Raw genomic sequence first — 17,323 nt, 5'->3', positions numbered from 1 at the left:
GGCCGGGCACGGCTAACGTCCGCGGGTGCCCAAGACCCTCAAGCGCGCGACGACCGTTCTGGCCCTGGCGGCGTTGACGTGGATGATCACCTCGGGACTGCTCTCTATCCTCGCCTTCGTGCAAGCCGCGGACGCCGAAGTTCCGGAAGGCATGTCCCGCCTCCGCCGGGAGGATTCGGGTTCGTCGGCCATCATCTGGTTCCTCGTGCTCGGCGTCGTCCAGATGGCGCTGTGCGTGGTGACCAGGGCGGGCCGGAACTGGGCACGGGTGGCCCTCACCGTTTCGGCGTGCTTCGTGAGCCTCATCCTGCTGACCACCGTGATCGCCGCGGTGGCCGGCTATGTGGACGCGACCGAGCGCGCCACCGTGCTGGGCGGCGAAGTACAGGTGCCGGCCCTGGGGATCGTTCTCATCGTGATCGACGTGCTCGTCCTCGCGGGGACCGTGTCCGGCATCGTCGGGTTGCACCGGTCCCCGGTCCGCGCCTATTTCGCCGAAATCCGGCGACCGCGCCTCGGCCCGGGTGGAGATCAGTCGCTCACTTCGTGAGGCGCTGGCCCCTCGCGTCGTAGGCGATGAGGGGGGTCAGGACGCCCGCCGACTCCACCTGGGAACCGTCGAACCAGAAGATGGCGACCGTCGGGTCTTCGCTCCAGGGGACCACCTTCGCCTCGACCGGCTTCCCCCGGACCGTGCTGGTGATCCGCGCCGCCGAGCCGGAGAAGTAGCCGAACACGGGGACGAACGCGCCCTGGACCAGATCACCGCCGTCCACCGCGTGGAAGCCGAACGACCGGTCGGTTTTCTTGTACTCGTTGCTGGTCATCAGGTCTTCGTAGGTACCGTCGTCGTTCCGGTACGCGACCCGCAGGGCGAACTCGACTTCCGGCAGGGCGGGCTCGTCGAGCGCGGAAGCGTAGAGCACCATCTCCCGGCCGCCATCGCCCTTGGTCTCGAGCGAGATGACGTTGCCCAGCGGCGCCGGGCTCGGCGCCGCCTTGGTGATCGTCGGCTGCGGTGGGGGCGTCGGCACCAGCGGCGACGAGGACGGAGCACTCGCGGCCGGCGGGAGCGGTCGCTGGGCGGGTGCCGGCTCCCGCAGCGCGACCGCGCCGACGATGACCAGCACCGTCACCACGGTGGCGGCGACCCCGCCCGCGCCGGTCGCGAGACGGCGACGGCGGCGGATACGGCCGCCCTTCGCCATGATCGCGCCGAGGTCGGGCTCGGTGAACTCCTCGGCAGGCGGTTCCCGCAAAGCCGAGCGCAGCGTCTCGAGGTCGGTCATCGTCCCAGCCCCCCGATCAGTTCCGTTCCGTCCTCCGCGGTGATCCGCAGCTTGGTCAGGGCGCGGGAGTTGGTGCTCTTCACGGTGCCCACCGAGACACCCAACTCACCGGCCACATCGGATTCCTTCAAGTCGAAGAAGTGCCGGAGCACCACTACGGCTCTCTCCCGGTCTGTGAGCGTACGCAACGCGTCAAGGAGCCATTTCCGCTGGACAACGGCCCCGGCGACGTCCAGCCCGCTCGGCCGCTCGGGGATCTCCTCGGTGGCGTTCTCGCGGATCGGGCGCCGCCAGCCGTCGATGACATGGTTGACGAGGACCTGCCGCGCGTAGGCGTAGGCGTCCTTGCGACGTACCCGCGACCAGGCCGCGTACGTCTTGGCGAGCGCCGTCTGGGCGGCGTCCTCCGCCTGATGGCGATCGCTGGTCAGCAGGTAGGCCGCATGCTGAAGACGGGTCGACGAGTTCCGCACGAACTCGACGAACTCGTCATCGCCGCGAGCCACCCTGGTCCTCATCTCCGTTCGACGGTTGACCACCTGAAAGGTTGCCTCGACCGCTGCCGTTCCGTGAAGGCTCAGTCCTTCCGTCGAGTGAACCGGAGCGCGACGACGAGACCGGCGGCGACCACGGCGACCGCGAGGACGATCCACACCCAGGTCGGCAGCAGGCCTTCGGGAGTGGTCTCGCCGGACTGCGGTGCCGGGGTCGCGCTGCTCGTCGGGGGCTGGCTGGTCTGGGCCTGGCTGCTCTGGACCTGGCTTATCGGGGCTGAGGCGCTGAGGTTGAACTTCACCGAGCCGCTCGCGACGTGCGAGTCCTCGAAGGTCACCTTGTAGCGGAGGGTGTACTCGCCCGCGGGTCCGACGGCCTGGACCGGCGCGGTGACGACCATGCCGGCGACCTCCGCCCGGCCGACCGTCCACGACGCGTTCTCGGGGCCGGTGATCTGGATCGGGTTCTCGGGGAGGGTGACCGGGCCGGTGAAGGTCAGCTTGATCTGCGTCGGCGGCGTCGCGAGCGAAGCGCCCCTCGCCGGGTCGCTGCTCTTCAGCTCCGAATGGGCCAGCGCCGGGGTCGCGGCGCCCAGCAGGGCCAGCCCGGTGACCAGCAACGACGCGCCGAACCGCTTGAACCTCATCTGCCTCACCCTCCTCGCCGGGGAACTCGCACGCTGAGCCTAATAGTCGGCTCTGGCGGGGTGGTGGTTCCCGTCCGACTGAGGATTGAGGCGTGACTCGCGTGATCAGAGAGGTAACTCGCGTGATTGGAGGGGTGACTCGCGTGATCAGGGGCGCTGCGCGTGGCGGGTGGTCAGCGCGTCGAGGTCGAAGGTGAGCGGCGTGCCGTCGAAGTCGAAGCTCACCTTGCCGGTGTGCTCTCCGAAGTTCTCGTATTCGCCGTCGATCAGGCGATAGGTGACCATGCTCGCCGGGTCTTCGAGGTCGACGATCCAGTAGTGCTCGATGCCGACTTCGGCGTACTCGGAGAACTTGGTGACCCGGTCGGTGCGGACGGTGCCCTCGGACAGGACCTCGATGACGAGCCGCACGTCCGCGGCGGCCGAGCGGGGAACGTCCAGGTCGGGGCGGCTCGTGACCAGAACGTCCGGTACGCGAATGGTCAACGGCTCGTCGGCAAGCAAAAGTTCGACTCCAGCGAAGGCGGCCAGACCCGCGAGCCGCTCATCCAGCAAATACGCGAGCCGCGTCACCGCCAGTTGGTGCCGGGAATCCAGGGATGGTGCCGCGACCAGGACGCCGCCGGACACTTCGGCCCGATTCTGGGGCATGGCCGCCCAGACGTCGAGAGTCACCTGTCGTGAGTGATCAGTGTCGTTAGAACGACCCAAAACACTCACGACTCCGTGAAGTCGCCCGCCGGAGCGCCCCAGGACGAAGAAGTGTCCCCCCGCTCCTCAGCCAGCGCACGCCGCCGCGCGTTCTCGCCGCGCACACGCTCCACTTCGGACTGGATGTACTCGTCGTCGTAGCGCTGGAAGACCCGCGCGGGATTGCCCGCCACGAGACTGCGCGGCGGGACGTCCTTGGCGACCACGGAGTTCGGCTGCACCGTGGCGAAATCGCCGATCGTCACGCCCGCCATGATCACCACCAGGCCGCCGATGAAGCAGCCTTTGCCGATCTTCACCGGCTTGCGCTCGATGAGGTCGCTGCCGGAGTGGTTCTGCAGCGTCATGTTCGCGAGCCAGCTGGAATGGGTGAAGATCAGCGTGTTCAGGCCGATGCTGGTGTGCTCGCCGATCTCCAGCCCGCCGCTCGCGTCGAGCGCGGCGCCTTCGCCGATCCAGCAGTGTTCGCCGATCGTCAGGTTCTCCGGGCTGATGATCTTGACCCGTTCGCGGACCCTGGTCGACTCCGGCAGCCCGTAGAACCGGGCGCGCTCGGCGTCGTTCATGTACTGCGAAACGAGTTCGGTCAGGATCTGCGGGCGCAGCCGGTTGCTGCGCTCGTCATCGAAGAACATCGGCCTCGGTCACCAGTTTCTCGAAGGTGCGCAGGTGTTCCTCCGCGACGACGTCGAGGCCGAAGTTGGCCCGCACCATCGCGCTTTCGCGCTGTGCCACCAAAGCCCGCTTCTCCGGGTCGTCGAGCAGTTCGATGACGGTGTTCGCCACCGCCTCGCTGTCGTCCGGGCGCACCAGCAGGATGTTCTCGCCGTTGCGGAGTTCGATGCCGGGGTAGTTGTCCTCGGTGACCGAAGCGATGGTCGCGGTGCCCGAGAGCATCGCCTCCAGCGACGCGGTGCCGCAGCCGCCGTTGAGGTCGTGCGTGACGATGTCGGCGGCGGCGAAGTACGCGGGCACGTCGGCCTTCGGGACGGCGCCGGTGACGATGATGGCGTCCGCGACACCGAGTTCTTCGGCCCGCTTGAGGAAGACGTCGTGATACACGCGGCCGACGACGACCACCTTCACGCCGGGGTGCTTGTCCAAAATGGACGGCAGCGCCTCGACCAGCGGAAGCCGGTTGCGCAGCGGGATCACGTGCCCGAGCGAGACGATCACCGGACCGTCACCCAGGTCGTGCTCCGCCCGCACGTCCTTGGTGAGCGGCTTCTCGAAGTTCCCGGTGTCGACGGCGATCGGGAAGTAGTCCGAGTTGTCGTCGCTGGTGCCGTAGCGCTCGACGCAGTAGTCGACTCCGAGCTTGTCGAGGATGACGTACCGCGGCTTGAGGTAGCGCAGGATCGGGTTCACCAGCACGGTGTCCAGGAACCGGAAGACACCGCCGTACAGCTTGTTGTCGCTGATCAGCAGCGTGTGGATGGTCAGCAGCATCGGCAGCTTGTGCCGCCGCGCGTACCGCCCGGCCAGCCACGACAGGTCGAAGAACTGCCCGTGCAGGTGGATCGCGTCCGGTTTGAACTCGTCCAGCAGGGCCCGCAGCCGCCGCCAGTTCCCCGGCCGCAGCGAGGCGAAGCTCATGTCGAAGTCGATCGACAGGCCCAACTGCGGCATCTTCACCGCGGGCAGGCGGACGACGCGGTAGCCGTCCTTCGTCTCGTCGGCCGGGGCGTCGGCGTAGGCCGCGGTGATCGCGAGCACCTCGTGCCCGCGCGCCGCGTACTGCTCGGCCAGGGACGCCGCCATGTGCGCGCTTCCGCCCACCCTCGGCGGGAAGAAGTTGTTGACGACGGCGATGCGCATGGGGCGGCTCTCCCCTGGCCCGGCACTCACTCCGAAGCCTTCACCAGTTCGTGCATGCCCTCTTCCACGGAGATCTTCGGCTCCCAGCCGAGGACCTCGCGGGCACGTGTGATGTCGGCGGCCCGGCGCGAGACCAGCACGTCGCGCTCGTTGAACAGCGGCTCGACGTTGACGCCGACTGCGTCGATGAGGATCTTCGCCAGCGTCGCGATCGAGGTGTCGATCCCGGTGCCGATGTTGATCGGCACGTTCGATTGCTCCGATTCGAGTGCCGCGACCACCGAGCGGGCCAGGTCCGTGACGTGCACGAAGTCCATCGACTGGTCGCCGCGGCCGTCGATGATCGGCGGCTGGCCGGCGCGCAGGCGCTGGATGAAGTGGTTGATCACCGACGTGTAGTAGGCCTCGATCTTCTGGCCGGGGCCGTACACGTTGAAGAACCGCAGCGCGTTCCAGGACAGGCCCTTGGTGCGCTCGTAGAAGCCGAGCATGTCCTCGCCCGCGCGCTTCGAGATGCAGTACGGCGTGAGCGGCTTGAGCTCGTCGTCCTCGTGCATCGGCAGCCGCTTCGGTTCGCCGTAGACGGACGCGGTCGAGGCGAACACGACCCGCTCGACACCCTCGTCCGCCGCGGCGGCGAAGACGTTGTGGTTGCCGACCATGTTGATGTCGATCGACTCGTGCGGGTCCGCGACCGACTTGTTGATCGACACGGTCGCGAAGTGGATGACGTGCGTGCAGCCGCGCATGGCTTCACGCACGGCGCCGCCGTAGCGGACGTCCTTCTCGACCAGTTCGACCTTGCCGGTGGCGACGAACTCGTTGATCCGGGCGCGGTCGCCGCGGGTCATGTTGTCGAAGACGCGGACGGTGTAGCCACCCTCGATCAGCATCGGGATGACGTGCGCGGCGATGAAACCGCCGCCCCCGGTGAAGAAGACCTTCTTGTCGGGCATTTCTCTCCTAGCTCGGCAGTGCGGCGCTGACGGTCCCGATGACCCGGTCGACCTGGGCATCGGTGAGGTTGGCGTGCATCGGGATGGCGAGATGACGGGCGAAGAGGTCCGCCGATACCGGCAAGGTCTGCTTCTTGCCGTAGATGGGCTGCAGGTGCGAGGAGTAGGTGCCGAAGTTGCACTGCACGCCCTGCTCGCGGATCCGCAGCGCGAGCGCGTCGCGGTCGATCTCCGGGGCCACGGTGAGGATGTAGGCCTGCCACGGGTGTTCGCGGTCCGGCAGTTCCACCGGGACGTCGAGACCGGACAGGTTCTCGAACGCCTCGTGGTAGCGCTTGGCCACCGAACGGCGGGCCGAGAGCAGGTCCGGGAGGCGGTCCAGCTGCACGTTCATGATCGCGGCCTGCACGTCCGAGAGCCGGAAGTTGTAGCCCAGCTCGTGGAACTCCGGGATCGGCAGCGCGCCGGAACCCTCGCGGGTGATGGCGGGCTCGATGCCGTAGGTGTGCAGCTTGCGCGCGTGCGCCATGAGGTCTTCGCGGTCCGAGACCAGCGCGCCGCCTTCGCCCGCGGTGATGCCCTTGCGGCCGTGGAAGGAGAATGCGGCCAGGTCGGCGAGGCTGCCTGCCGGGCGGGTCTTGTAGGTCGCGCCAGCAGCGCAGGCGGCGTCCTCGAAGAGCCACAGGCCGTGCTTGTCGGCGATGGCGCGGTACTCGTCGAAGTCGCCCGGCTGCCCGGCGACGTCGACGGCGAGGATGCCGACGGTGCGCGGGGTGATCAGGGCTTCGATCGACGCCGGGTCGGCGCTCCAGACGTCCGGGCGGATGTCCGCGAACACCGGTGTCGCGCCCGCCTGGAGCACGGCGTGGCCGGTGGCGGGGAAGGTGTAGTCGCCGACGATGACCTCGTCGCCCGGCTTCACGCCGAGCACACGGAGCCCGAGGAAGAGTGCCGACCCACAGTTGCTGGTGGTCAGGGCGTGCGCGGTGCCGACGGTCTTCGCGAAGCGTTCCTCGAAACGACGGCACGCGGGGCCGGCGCCGGCCAGCCAGCCGGACCGGAACACCTCCGCCACGGCGGCGAGTTCTTCGTCTCCGACGGTCGGCTGACCGAGGACCACAGGTTCCTGCGTAGACATACCTCTCCCATTGCGTGGGGACCCGGCGAAGTGTATAGACGCCATTCGGCGGTTCTCGGGCGGGCTGGATCCACCCAGGTCAGCACCCGGACACCGTTAGGCTTGCCCTCATGCGATTCGGCGTCTTGGGGGCGACGGAGGTGCGCCGCGAGGACGGCACCACCGTCGGAGTCGGCGGGCCCCGGGTCCGGACGCTGTTCGCGCTGCTCGCGCTGGAGGCGGGCCGGGTCGTCCCGGCGGAGCGGCTCATCGACGGCCTCTACGGCGAGCAGCCGCCCGAAGGGGTGGCGAACGCGCTGCAATCGCAGGTCTCGCGGCTGCGCGGGGCGCTGAAGGACCTCGCGCCCGTCGAGTTCAGCCCGGCGGGCTACCGGCTGGCCGTGGACCCCGGCGACGTCGACGTGCACCGCTTCGAGCGGCTCGCCGCCGAAGGCCGTCGCACTCTCGCCGCGGGAGACGCCGCGAAGGCGGCTGAACTGCTTCGCGACGCTCTCGGTCTCTGGCGTGGCCCGGCGTTCGCGGACATCACCGACGCGCCGTTCCGCGATCCGCAGGTCACGAGGCTGAACGAGCTGAAGACGTCGGCGATCGAAGACCGTGCCGAGGCCGAACTCAAGCTGGGAAGGCACGAAGACGTCCTCGCCGGGCTTCGCGAGGTCATCGATGACCAGCCGCTGCGGGAACGGCCACGCGCGCTGCTGATCCGCGCGCTGCACGCCGCCGGACGTCAGGCCGACGCGCTCACCGCGTTCGAGGACGCCCGGCGCGTCCTGGCCGACGAACTCGGCGCCGACCCCGGGCCGGACCTCGCCGCCGCGCATCTGGCCGTGCTTCGCGGCGAGACGCCGCCAGTCAAGACCACGACGGTGCCGCTCCCCGCGCAGCTCACCAGCTTCATCGGCCGCGAAGGCGACCTTCGGCACGTACTCGGTCAGCTGGACCGCTCGCGGCTGGTGACGCTGACCGGCCCCGGCGGAGCGGGCAAGACGCGGCTGGCCGTCGAGACCGCCACCGCGTCGGACCTTCCGGCGGTCTTCGTCGAACTCGCGCCCTACAGCGAGAACGCCGACGTCGCCCACGCCGTGCTGACAGCGCTCGGCCTGCGGACGGTCCCGCTCGGGACGGCCACCGTGGAGAACGCGCCGCTGGAGCGGCTGATCGACGCGCTGGCCGACCGGGCGGTGCTGCTCGTGCTCGACAACTGCGAGCATCTGGTCGAGGCCGCCGCGAAGCTGGTCGCCCGGCTGCTCGGCGCGGCCGCGGCGCTGCGTGTACTGGCCACCAGCAGGGAACCGCTGGGGATCACCGGCGAGGCCGTCTCCCCCGTGCCGCGGCTCGCCGTGCCACCGCCGGGCACACCGGCCGCCCGGTCGCTGGAGTTCGCCGCCGTCCGGCTGTTCGCCGACCGCGCGCGGGCCAGCGATCCGGGCTTCGCCGTCGACGACAGCACGGCGGGCGACGTCCAGCGTGTCTGCGCCGCGCTCGACGGGCTGCCGCTGGCCATCGAGCTCGCCGCCGCGCGGGTGCGGACGCTGCCGGTCGGCGAGATCGCCGCCCGGTTGGACGACCGTTTCAAGCTGCTTTCGCGGGGCAGCCGGGTCGCCGAGAGCAGGCATCGCACGCTGCGCGGGGTCGTCGAATGGAGCTGGGATCTCCTGGAAGAGGACGAACGCCTGCTCGGCAGGCGGCTGACCGTCTTCGCGGGCGGCACGACCCTCGCCGACGCCGAAGCGGTCTGCGCCGTCACGGACACCGCGGAGCTGCTTCCGTCCCTTGTGGACAGATCGCTGGTCGAACGCGGTGGCGATCGGTATCGAATGCTCGAAACCATCCGAGCCTTCTTCGCCGAGAAGCTCGCCGAAGCGGGCGAAGCCGAGCATCTGCGGCGTACGCACGCGGAGCACTTCCTCGAGCTCGTCGAGGAGGCCGATCCGCTTCTGCGCACCGGGGACCAGCTGGTCTGGCTCGACCGTCTCGACGCCGCTTACGACGATCTCCTGGCCGCTTTGCGCTGGGCCGCCGAAGCCGACGTACGGATCGCGCTTCGGCTTTCGGCGTCACTGGTGACGTACTGGTGGATGCGCGGGCGCCGGTTCGAGGGCGCGACGCTGAGCCTGGAAGTGGTCAAGAACCTCGGCCCTCGGCCGCCGGACGACCTCGAAGAGGAGTACCAGCTCTCCGTGCTCAACGCCGCCGCGGGACTCCGCGGCCACGAAGCGCTCGACAGGCACATGCCCGCGGTGCACGACTTCGTGCTTGATCTGGCCAAGGCACCCCGGAACCCGGCGCTGCTGCTGTTGATGGGGGTCGTGGCCGGCCCGCCCGGTGACGGCGATGAGCTGCTGAGACGCGGTCAGGCCCTGATGGCGCACAGCGACGCCTGGAGTCTCGCGCTCACGCCGACCGGTTACGGGCTCCGTGCGCTGATGCGAGGCGAACTCGAAACGGCGGAAAGGTTTCTGCGTCTGGGGGCCGAGGCGTTCCGCAAGCTCGGGGAGCGCTGGGGCCTTTCGATGGCCCTCGATCACCTGTCACAGATCCTGGTCTGGACGGACCGCCAGACCGAAGCCCTCGAGATGATGACCGAAGCGCTCCGGTTGATGCGGGAACTCGGCGCATCCGACGACAACGCGGATCTTCTGTGCCGTCGCGGGGGAAGCAAGCTGCTGCACGGCGACGCGGCGGGGGCACGGGCCGATTTCGAACTCGCCGTCGAGATCGCGCGCCGTTCGGGGATGCCGGAAAGCCGGGCGTGCGGATACATCGGGCTCGCCTTCCTCGCCAGGCACGAAGGCGACCTGCCCTCGGCCCGCGCGCTGAGCGAACTCGCGCTCGCGGAATGCCCCGGCGGTTCGTTCGCGGCCGAAGGGGTCCGCGCCGGGGCGATGATCTCGCTGGGCTGGGTCGCGGCCGCCGAAGGTCACGTCGACGAAGGTGAGGAACTGCACCGGCAGGCGCTCCTTTCGGCGGACCAGTGGCACGACAGCACCACCGTGGCCTGCGCCGTCGAAGGCCTCGCCGGGGTCGCGCTGCGCCGCGACGACCCCGAGCGGGCGGCGCTCCTGATCGGCGCCGCGGTGACCATCCGGGGCACCCCGTTCGCCGTCGATCTGGACGCCGCCCTGCTCCGGACGTCCGCGCGGAAGCGGCTCGGCGACGGCTTCGACCGGGCCTACCGCCGAGGGCTCGGCGTCCGCGGCGCCGCTCAACTGGCCGGGTTGCCCAGAAAGCCCTGAGCGCGGGTCAGCTGGATGCCCTGCGGCGCGAAGCGGCCGACGGCCTCGGCCAGGAGACGCGGGTCGAGTTCGCTGTCCTGAACCGCGACGTACAGCGGTTCCGCGTTGACTCCGACCGCGCCGAGCCGGGTCATGCCGGGGCCGACCGGGTCGGTGGTGAGCCGGGTGACGTCACGCCAGGGCACGACCGTCCGCTCGACACGGACGCCCACCGCGTCCAGTTCGAAGAGCACCCACCGCTGGTCGTGCAGCGACCGCACGTAGGCGATGGTGCCGACGCCGCCGGCGATCAGGACGATCCGCAGCGGGCCGGGCGCCTCGATCGAACCGAGCAGGGCGGCGATCCCGAAGAAGGCCACCAGGAGCCCGGTCAGCTTCGCGGCGCCGACGAGGCCCGCGTTCGGCTTGTGCACCCGGAACCGCACGGCGCGCATCAGGTGCTTGGTCAGCACACCGCCGCCGACCGCGACGGCCAGCGCGATCAAAGTCACCACCAGCGAGACCGGGGAGAAGTCGACGAGGACGTTGTAGCCGGCGATCAGCGCGACGAACCCGCCCGCGACGGTCAGGAGCAGCGCGCCCTTGCCCTTGCGCGCCTCCCGTTCCCGGCGGTCGAGCGCGGCCTGGTCCGGCGCGGCGAGGAAACCGCCGTCGATGTTCCTCATCGGGCGTCACGCTGTGCCGAGGCGGCCGCGCGGCGCTCGCGCTGACGGCGGTCCAGGACGTACAGCAGCGTGCCGGCGCCGGCGCTCAGGACGGCGTAGAACAGGTCCTGCAGGCCGTCCTCGGGGTAGCCGGTGGAGAACTCGGCCATCGCGAGCGCGACGAAGAGGACGCACAGCACGCCCCCGGCGATCATGTACACCTTGTTGCTCAGCATGGTTCCCTCGCTTGTCGTTTGCCGTGGTGAGAACACTTTCGCGCGGGGCACATGACATTCGGATGACAAGCCGTCAGCGCGTGGTGCGCGGACGGTCAGCGGCGGTGGACACGCTTCCCGGCATGACCTACCTCGCGGGATCTCCCGAAGACTTCCTGGCCGTGCGGCACCTGACACTGCGCGGCACCCAGGCCGAGATCGGCCACGCCCTCGGCGCCGAAACGAAGACGCGCTCGGACTGGACGCCGCCGTCGATCGACCCGCTCGCCGCCAGGGCGCGGCGCACCTGGTTCGCGCGGAACTGGCCGCAGTACGCCGAACGCACGGCCGGGTTCGCCGAGGCGTACGGGCTCCCGGCCGACGCGGCTGTCTCCTTCGACAACGCCTCCGCCCTGCCCGCCGGATCGGGCTGTTCGGCGCTGTGGACCGGGAGCACGCTCGGCCGGAACTACGACTTCTTCACCTTGAGCTGGACCCAGCTCGGCGCGGTGATGGCGGGCGCGGAACCCGTCGACGACGGGACCGTGCCGATGGCGTCACGGCCCTACGTCCTGACCACGATCCCCGACGACGGCCTCGCCTCGACGTCGCTTTCGATGTCCACAGTGGACGGTGCGATGGAGGGTGTCAACGAGGCCGGGCTCGTCGTCGCGCTGCTGATGGCCGACCTCGAAGCGGCCACACCGCTGGAGCACGACCCCGGGCCGCAGGCGGGACTCTCGGTACCCCAGGTCTGCCGGTACCTGCTGGACACCTGCGAAAACGTCGACGAAGCCAAGGAAGCGCTGATGCTCGCCAAGCAGTACGCGCACGGCGCGCCCTGTCACTACATCGTCGCCGACGCCTCCGGCCGCGGCTTCGTCTACGAGCGCGGCGCGCACGACATCGAGTACTTCGTCGAGGTCGCCGACGGGCCGCTGTGCGTCACGAACCATCCGCTGCACCGTTACCCGGACATCGACGCGCTGCCGGAGGACACGCCGGAGACCATGCTCACCTACCAGCGGCTGCGCACCCTCACCAAGGAGGCGGAGGCCGGACCGCGCGACGCGCTCGACGCGGTGTCCGTCGCGATCGAGCCGGGCGCGCCGTGGCGGACGTTGTGGCGCACCGTCCTCGACCCGGCGGCCCGCACCATGAGCACGCGGTTCTACCTCGGCGACGCTGAAAACGGCGCCGCGCGACACTCGCCGGAACTCACCTTCGGCGTGGCGCGGTGACCATCGGCAAGGGCCGCAAGATCGGCACCGTCGCGGTCTGCGTACTGGCACAACTGCTGATCGCGATCGACCTGACCGTGCTGCACCTGGTGCTGCCGTCGCTTTCGGAGCAGATGCACCCGTCGACGACGGAGCTGCTGTGGATCGCCGACGCGTACGGCTTCGCGCTCGCCGGGCTGCTGATCACGATGGGGAACATCGGCGATCGCGTCGGCCGGAAGAAACTGCTGCTGATCGGGGCGTCGCTGTTCGGCGTCGCTTCGGTGATCACGGCGTACGCGCCGACGGCGGAACTGCTGATCGCCGCCCGCGCGCTGCTCGGGATCGCCGCCGCGACGCTGATGCCGTCGACGCTGTCGATCGTGCGGAACGTGTTCACCGGCAAGGAACGCGCGGCCGTGATCGGGGTGTCCAGCGGGCTGACGATCCTCGGTTTCGGCATGGGGCCGCTCGTCGGCGGTTTCCTGCTCGACCACTTCTGGTGGGGTTCGGTGTTCCTGGTCAACGTGCCGGTGGTGGTGGTCATGGTGATCGCCGGCGCGCTGATCCTGCCCGAGTCGAAGAACCCGGTTTCCCACCGGATCGACGTGCCCAGTGTGCTGCTGTCGATCGCCGGCATGGTCGGGATCGTCTACACGATCAAGGAAGTCGCGTACCAGGGCTGGGGGCACTGGGACATCGCTCTCGCTGCGGTGCTCGGGCTCGGCTGCCTGCTGGCGTTCGTCCTGCGGCAGCCGCGACTGGCCGAACCGCTGATGGATCTGAAGCTGTTCGCGCAGCGGGCGTTCTCGGCGACCGTCGGGACCACCATCCTGGCGATGTTCGCGCAGCTCGCGGTGTCGCTGATGTTCGCGCAGTACCTGCAGCTGGTGGCGGGCTGGTCGCCACTGAAATCCGGGCTCGCCGGACTGCCGGGGATGGGCGGCGCGATCCTCGGCGGCGTCCTCGCGCCGCTGGCGATCAAGGCCCTCGGGCGGGCTGTCACCATCGCGCTGGGCTGCGCGCTGTCGGCTGTCGGGTTCGCGCTGTATTCAGGTGTCGGTGTGACGATCGTCTACTCGGATCTGCTGTTGGCGATGATCGTCTTCGGGGTCGGGCTGTCGCTCATCCTCGCCGTCGCGACGGACACGGTGCTCGGCGTCGTGCCGAAGGCCAGGGCGGGCGCGGCGTCGGCGATCTCCGAGACGGCGACCGAACTCGGCGGGGCGCTGGGGATCGCTGTGCTCGGCAGCGTGCTCGGCGCGCTGTACCGGAGCGAACTCGTCATCCCGGCGGGCGTGCCGCCGGAGGCCGCCGGGGCGATCTCGGACACGCTCGGCGGCGCTGTCCAGGTCGCGGCGCAGCTGCCGCCCGAGCAGGGAGCTGTGGTCCTCGCCACGGCGAAGATGGCGTTCGTCGACGGGTTGCGGCTGACGATGCTGTGCTCGGCCGGGTTGATGGCGCTGCTGGCGGTGAGCGCGCTGTTCACGCTGCGCGGAGTCCCGAAGGTGCTTGAAGACCCTGAAGAGACTTCGCCTGCTACACCGGTCGCTGCGGCGGCGTGAAGTGTCATCGGGGTCCGGCCAACGGGACCGCCCGCTTGTCACCCGACCGCACCATGGCCAGCAGCGGTTTCGTGGCCACCGACAGCAGCCGGGCCGCGAAGGTGCGGCCGTTGCGGCGCGCGATGTCCGGGCCGAAGGCGTTCATCAGCGTGACGATGCCGGGCAGCGGCCGCACGAACAGCGTCACCTCGGTGATGAGCCCGTCCTCGCCGAGCTTCAGCACCGCCGCCTCTTCGAGCTCCTCGTCGCCGATGCGCGCGCTGTAGACGACGACGCGTGTCGACGCGTCGCCGGTGTCGGTGTGGAACCGCACGTCGCGCAGATGCGTGTAGGCGACTTCCAGCAGCGGCTTGAGTTCCGCGTGCCCGGTGAACCGGACCCGGCTGGTCAGCGGCGAGTGGACGACCGCGTCCGGCGCGAAGGCGCTCAGCGCGAGTTCGACGTCCTTGGTCTCGAGGGCCCGGCGGTACCGCTCGGTGGTGTCGATGCTCATGTGTCCTCCTGGATCAGGTTCCCCAGACCGCGCCACAACAGATCCGTCGTGAGCGCGACGACTTGGTCCCGCGGGATGTCGCGGTTGCTCCACCACCAGGTGGCGATGGCGTTCAGTGCGCTTTTCGCCGCTTCGGCGAGCGCTTCGTTCGCGCGGTCGCGCGGCAGGTCCGCGGTCAACGCCAGGCCGGGGACCTGTGCGAACACCTCGGTCAGCTGTCCGGTGGCCCTGGCCTGCCCGCGCCGGTGCACCTCGGCGACGCCCTCGTCGGACGGCGTCTCGGCGAAGATCATCCGCCAGCCGCGTTCGTTCGTCTCCATCCAGGCGAAGATCGCCGCCACCCTGGCCCGCAACAGCTCCTCCGCGGTCTCCGACGGCGGCAGCCCTTCCCAGCCCGCCAGCAGACTGTCCACTTCGGACTCCAGCAGGCCGGCGTACAACCGCGCCTTGGACGGGAAATGGTCGTAGAGCACGGGTGTGCTGATCCCGGCCGCCGTCGCGACCTCGCGCATCCCGGCCGCGTCGTACCCGGACGCGGCGAACACCCGCGCCGCCGCGGCCAGGATCAGCTCCCGGCGCTCGTCCTTGCTCAACCGTTTACCTGACATCGGTCAGGTACGCTACCAGTTAACCTGACACCTGTCAGGTAGCGGTCCGGGTAACCTGGTCGATCGTGCGCACAGTCGTAGTCATCGGGGGCGGGATCGTCGGTCTCGCCACAGCCTGGGAACTGACCAAACGAGGTCTGGACGTCACGGTGCTCGAAAAGGAGGACCACTGGGCGGCCCACCAGACCGGGCACAACTCGAACGTCGTGCACGCGGGGCTCTACTACAAGCCGGGTTCCTTCAAGGCGAGGATGTCCACCGCGGGCAATCGGTCCATTGTGGACTTCGCGCGGCAGTACGGGGTGCCGGTCCAGGTGTGCGGCAAACTGGTCGTCGCCACCTCCGAAGCGGAGCTTCCGGCACTGAAGGTGCTCGCCGAACGGGCCGAAGCCAACGGCGTCCCGGCCAAGCTGATCACCCCGAGCGAAGCCCGCGAGTACGAACCCGAAGTCTCCTGCGTGGCCGCGCTGCGCGTGGAGTCCACCGGCATCATCGACTTCCCCGCCGTCTGCACCGCGCTGGTGCGGCTGCTCGACGAGTCCGACGCCGACCTGCGCCTCGGCACGCCCGCGCTGGGGATCCGCCAGGGCCGCACCGGCGGCGTCGAGGTGGCGACCGGCGACGACGTGATCCACGCGGACGCGCTCGTCAACTGCGCGGGCCTGCACGCGGACCGCGTCGCCCGGCTCGCCGGGCTCACCCCGAGCGCGCGGATCGTGCCGTTCCGCGGCGAGTACTACGAACTGAAGCCCGAACGCCGCCATCTGGTGCGCGGCCTGATCTACCCGGTCCCGGACGCGTCGCTGCCGTTCCTCGGCGTGCACCTGACCCGCATGCTCGACGGCAGCGTGCACGCCGGCCCCAACGCCGTGCTCGCGCTGCGCCGCGAGGGCTACACCTGGCGCGACGTCTCCGCGAAGGACCTCGCCGAGGTCGCCCGCTTCCCCGGTGTCTGGCGGCTCGCGCGCAAGTACGCGTATCCGACCGGGCTCGGCGAGGTCCGCCGGTCGTTCTCCCGCCGCCGCTTCGCCGAAAGCCTGGCCCGGCTCGTGCCCGCCGTCACCGAGGACGACATCGTGCGGCACGGCTCCGGGGTCCGGGCGCAGGCGCTGCGCCCGGACGGCTCACTCGTCGACGACTTCCTGATCGAGACCGCGCCGAACCAGGTGCACGTCCTCAACGCGCCCTCGCCGGCGGCGACCAGCGCGCTGGAGATCGCGAAGCACATCGCCGACGAGGTGAGCGCTTAAGACGCGGGCAGGTTCGCTGTCACGAGCGGCATCACGGCTTGCGGGATCTCGCAGGCCTTGGCGTTGTCGCTGAGGTCACCGGTGTCGAGCTTGACCGAGGAGGTCTCCGTGACCGGCAGCATCGCGACGCAGATCGGGCTGTCCGGGCTCGAGTAGACGACCCACTTCTTGCCCGCCACCACCTGCTCGACAGGGGTGCCTTCGAGACCGGGAACGTCCTCGAGTTTCGTCGCCGTGTAGACCCACAGGTCGAGCGCCTTCTTGCCCTTGTCGCCGTCGGTGTCGTCCCACTGGCAGCCGTTCTTGGGATCGTTCGACGAACCGTTCATCGGCCGCGCGGCCGCGAGGTTGAGCGGCGTCACCTGGTCCGGCTTGAGCAGGGAGCACGGATCGACCGCCACGAGCGGCCCGGAGGCTTCGATCGGCTTCTGGCCAGGGGGCGGGGTGAGCGGCGGGCTCGGCTGTCCCCCCGGCAGGTGGGAGGCGACAGCGGGAGCCGCGGCCTTCGCCATGTCGCAGGCCTTGCTGTTGTCGTCGCCGGGGGCGTCACTCGTGATCTCGACGAAGGTCTTCGGGTCCAGCTCGGTGATCAGCGAGCAGTAGCTCGGGCCGAGGATGGTCGCGTACCTGGTCCAGGTGAAGCCGCCGATGCCGAACTTCTCCCCCGGGACGGCGCCGTTGGAGTAGTCGGCCTGGGAGAGGTCGAAACTTTGCGAGACCTCGAGCGCGACCCCTTGAGGCGCGTCGTCCAGCTCCGGATACCGGCAGGTCCCGGGGATCTTCCGCGCCTTGTCCGCCGGGCGCTCCTTCCCGGGGTAGGTGACCCCCAGGGCTTCAGCCTGCTCCTGCGAGATCAGCTTGCACGGCTCGGCCTTCGTGATCACCGGTCCCTGTCCGGGCACCGGCGAGGCCGTACCGCCGATCGTCGACGTGCAGCCGCCGAGTGTCAGCACCGCCAGCCCGAGCGCGAGCGAATTCCGAAACCGCATGCGTCCCCTCCTCATCGGCTCGCACACTACTTGTGCGCGGCCGCCGTTCA

General features: G+C 69.7%; 18 protein-coding genes. 5 read left to right on the top strand and 13 right to left on the bottom strand.

Annotated elements, in window-relative coordinates; translation table 11 throughout:
- The first annotated feature begins 25 nt into the window (after positions 1-25).
- Positions 26-550: a hypothetical protein gene (locus ACFOSH_RS08315; RefSeq protein ID WP_378238135.1), complete on the top strand. Its 525-nt coding sequence runs from the start codon at positions 26-28 to the stop codon at positions 548-550.
- Here the strand turns inward: ACFOSH_RS08315 and ACFOSH_RS08310 are convergent.
- The 8 genes from ACFOSH_RS08310 to ACFOSH_RS08275 all read right to left on the bottom strand — a co-directional run bounded on the left by ACFOSH_RS08310 (position 540) and on the right by ACFOSH_RS08275 (position 7,053).
- A complete protein-coding gene (locus ACFOSH_RS08310; protein WP_378238134.1) occupies positions 540-1,289 on the bottom strand; it encodes a hypothetical protein in 750 nt (249 codons plus the stop codon). The genes ACFOSH_RS08315 and ACFOSH_RS08310 overlap by 11 nt on opposite strands.
- Positions 1,286-1,795, bottom strand: coding sequence for a SigE family RNA polymerase sigma factor (locus ACFOSH_RS08305; RefSeq protein WP_378238133.1), 510 nt, complete (start codon positions 1,793-1,795; stop codon positions 1,286-1,288). Before ACFOSH_RS08305 ends, ACFOSH_RS08310 begins: the two co-directional genes overlap by 4 nt.
- Before the next feature lie 71 nt (positions 1,796-1,866).
- Positions 1,867-2,430, bottom strand: coding sequence for a copper resistance CopC family protein (locus ACFOSH_RS08300; RefSeq protein ID WP_378238132.1), 564 nt, complete (start codon positions 2,428-2,430; stop codon positions 1,867-1,869).
- Positions 2,431-2,577: 147 nt separating this feature from the next.
- The gene (locus ACFOSH_RS08295; RefSeq protein WP_378238131.1) at positions 2,578-3,105 is read right to left on the bottom strand and encodes a Uma2 family endonuclease; all 528 of its coding nucleotides are present in this window, start codon (positions 3,103-3,105) and stop codon (positions 2,578-2,580) included.
- A gap of 41 nt (positions 3,106-3,146) precedes the next feature.
- Positions 3,147-3,776 (bottom strand): acyltransferase, encoded by a 630-nt coding sequence (locus ACFOSH_RS08290; protein ID WP_378238130.1) that lies wholly within the window; start codon positions 3,774-3,776, stop codon positions 3,147-3,149.
- Complete coding sequence (locus ACFOSH_RS08285; protein ID WP_378238129.1) at positions 3,763-4,959, bottom strand: glycosyltransferase family 4 protein; 1,197 nt, start codon at positions 4,957-4,959, stop codon at positions 3,763-3,765. The genes ACFOSH_RS08290 and ACFOSH_RS08285 overlap by 14 nt, the downstream gene beginning before the upstream one ends.
- Positions 4,960-4,985: 26 nt before the next feature.
- Complete coding sequence (locus tag ACFOSH_RS08280) at positions 4,986-5,915, bottom strand: NAD-dependent epimerase/dehydratase family protein (RefSeq protein ID WP_378238127.1); 930 nt, start codon at positions 5,913-5,915, stop codon at positions 4,986-4,988.
- Between the two features lie 7 nt (positions 5,916-5,922).
- Complete coding sequence (locus ACFOSH_RS08275; protein ID WP_378238126.1) at positions 5,923-7,053, bottom strand: DegT/DnrJ/EryC1/StrS family aminotransferase; 1,131 nt, start codon at positions 7,051-7,053, stop codon at positions 5,923-5,925.
- A 110-nt stretch (positions 7,054-7,163) separates the two neighbouring features.
- Between ACFOSH_RS08275 and ACFOSH_RS08270 the strand changes: the two genes are divergently transcribed.
- Positions 7,164-10,289 carry a BTAD domain-containing putative transcriptional regulator gene (locus tag ACFOSH_RS08270; RefSeq protein WP_378238125.1) on the top strand — a complete coding sequence of 1,042 codons (3,126 nt, stop codon included), beginning with the start codon at positions 7,164-7,166 and terminating at the stop codon, positions 10,287-10,289.
- Here the strand turns inward: ACFOSH_RS08270 and ACFOSH_RS08265 are convergent.
- Together ACFOSH_RS08265 and ACFOSH_RS08260 are read right to left on the bottom strand one after the other, a co-directional pair.
- Positions 10,259-10,954 carry a hypothetical protein gene (locus ACFOSH_RS08265; RefSeq protein WP_378238124.1) on the bottom strand — a complete coding sequence of 232 codons (696 nt, stop codon included), beginning with the start codon at positions 10,952-10,954 and terminating at the stop codon, positions 10,259-10,261. The two genes, ACFOSH_RS08270 and ACFOSH_RS08265, sit on opposite strands and share 31 nt — an antisense overlap.
- Positions 10,951-11,169: a hypothetical protein gene (locus ACFOSH_RS08260; protein WP_378238123.1), complete on the bottom strand. Its 219-nt coding sequence runs from the start codon at positions 11,167-11,169 to the stop codon at positions 10,951-10,953. The genes ACFOSH_RS08265 and ACFOSH_RS08260 overlap by 4 nt, the downstream gene beginning before the upstream one ends.
- Before the next feature lie 122 nt (positions 11,170-11,291).
- On the opposite strand from ACFOSH_RS08260, the gene ACFOSH_RS08255 reads away from it, so the two are divergent.
- The gene (locus ACFOSH_RS08255) at positions 11,292-12,389 is read left to right on the top strand and encodes a C45 family autoproteolytic acyltransferase/hydolase (protein ID WP_378238122.1); all 1,098 of its coding nucleotides are present in this window, start codon (positions 11,292-11,294) and stop codon (positions 12,387-12,389) included.
- Entirely contained in the window at positions 12,386-13,933 is a 1,548-nt protein-coding gene (locus ACFOSH_RS08250) for an MFS transporter (RefSeq protein ID WP_378238121.1), read from the top strand. Before ACFOSH_RS08255 ends, ACFOSH_RS08250 begins: the two co-directional genes overlap by 4 nt.
- A gap of 4 nt (positions 13,934-13,937) precedes the next feature.
- Here ACFOSH_RS08250 and ACFOSH_RS08245 read toward each other — a convergent pair whose 3' ends face one another.
- On the bottom strand, positions 13,938-14,426 hold the full coding sequence (locus ACFOSH_RS08245; protein ID WP_378238120.1) for a nuclear transport factor 2 family protein: 489 nt from the start codon (positions 14,424-14,426) through the stop codon (positions 13,938-13,940).
- The gene (locus tag ACFOSH_RS08240; RefSeq protein WP_378238119.1) at positions 14,423-15,019 is read right to left on the bottom strand and encodes a TetR/AcrR family transcriptional regulator; all 597 of its coding nucleotides are present in this window, start codon (positions 15,017-15,019) and stop codon (positions 14,423-14,425) included. Before ACFOSH_RS08240 ends, ACFOSH_RS08245 begins: the two co-directional genes overlap by 4 nt.
- Positions 15,020-15,099: 80 nt before the next feature.
- Between ACFOSH_RS08240 and lhgO the strand changes: the two genes are divergently transcribed.
- Entirely contained in the window at positions 15,100-16,284 is a 1,185-nt protein-coding gene (gene lhgO, locus ACFOSH_RS08235; protein WP_378238117.1) for an L-2-hydroxyglutarate oxidase, read from the top strand.
- On the opposite strand, the gene ACFOSH_RS08230 is transcribed toward lhgO, so the two are convergent.
- A complete protein-coding gene (locus ACFOSH_RS08230; protein WP_378238116.1) occupies positions 16,281-17,273 on the bottom strand; it encodes a DUF3558 family protein in 993 nt (330 codons plus the stop codon). The two genes, lhgO and ACFOSH_RS08230, sit on opposite strands and share 4 nt — an antisense overlap.
- Between the last annotated feature and the right edge of the window lie 50 nt (positions 17,274-17,323).

It is taken from the genome of Amycolatopsis speibonae, assembly GCF_042647925.1.
GTDB lineage: Bacteria > Actinomycetota > Actinomycetes > Mycobacteriales > Pseudonocardiaceae > Amycolatopsis > Amycolatopsis speibonae.
This window is presented reverse-complemented; position numbering and strand designations above follow the sequence as displayed.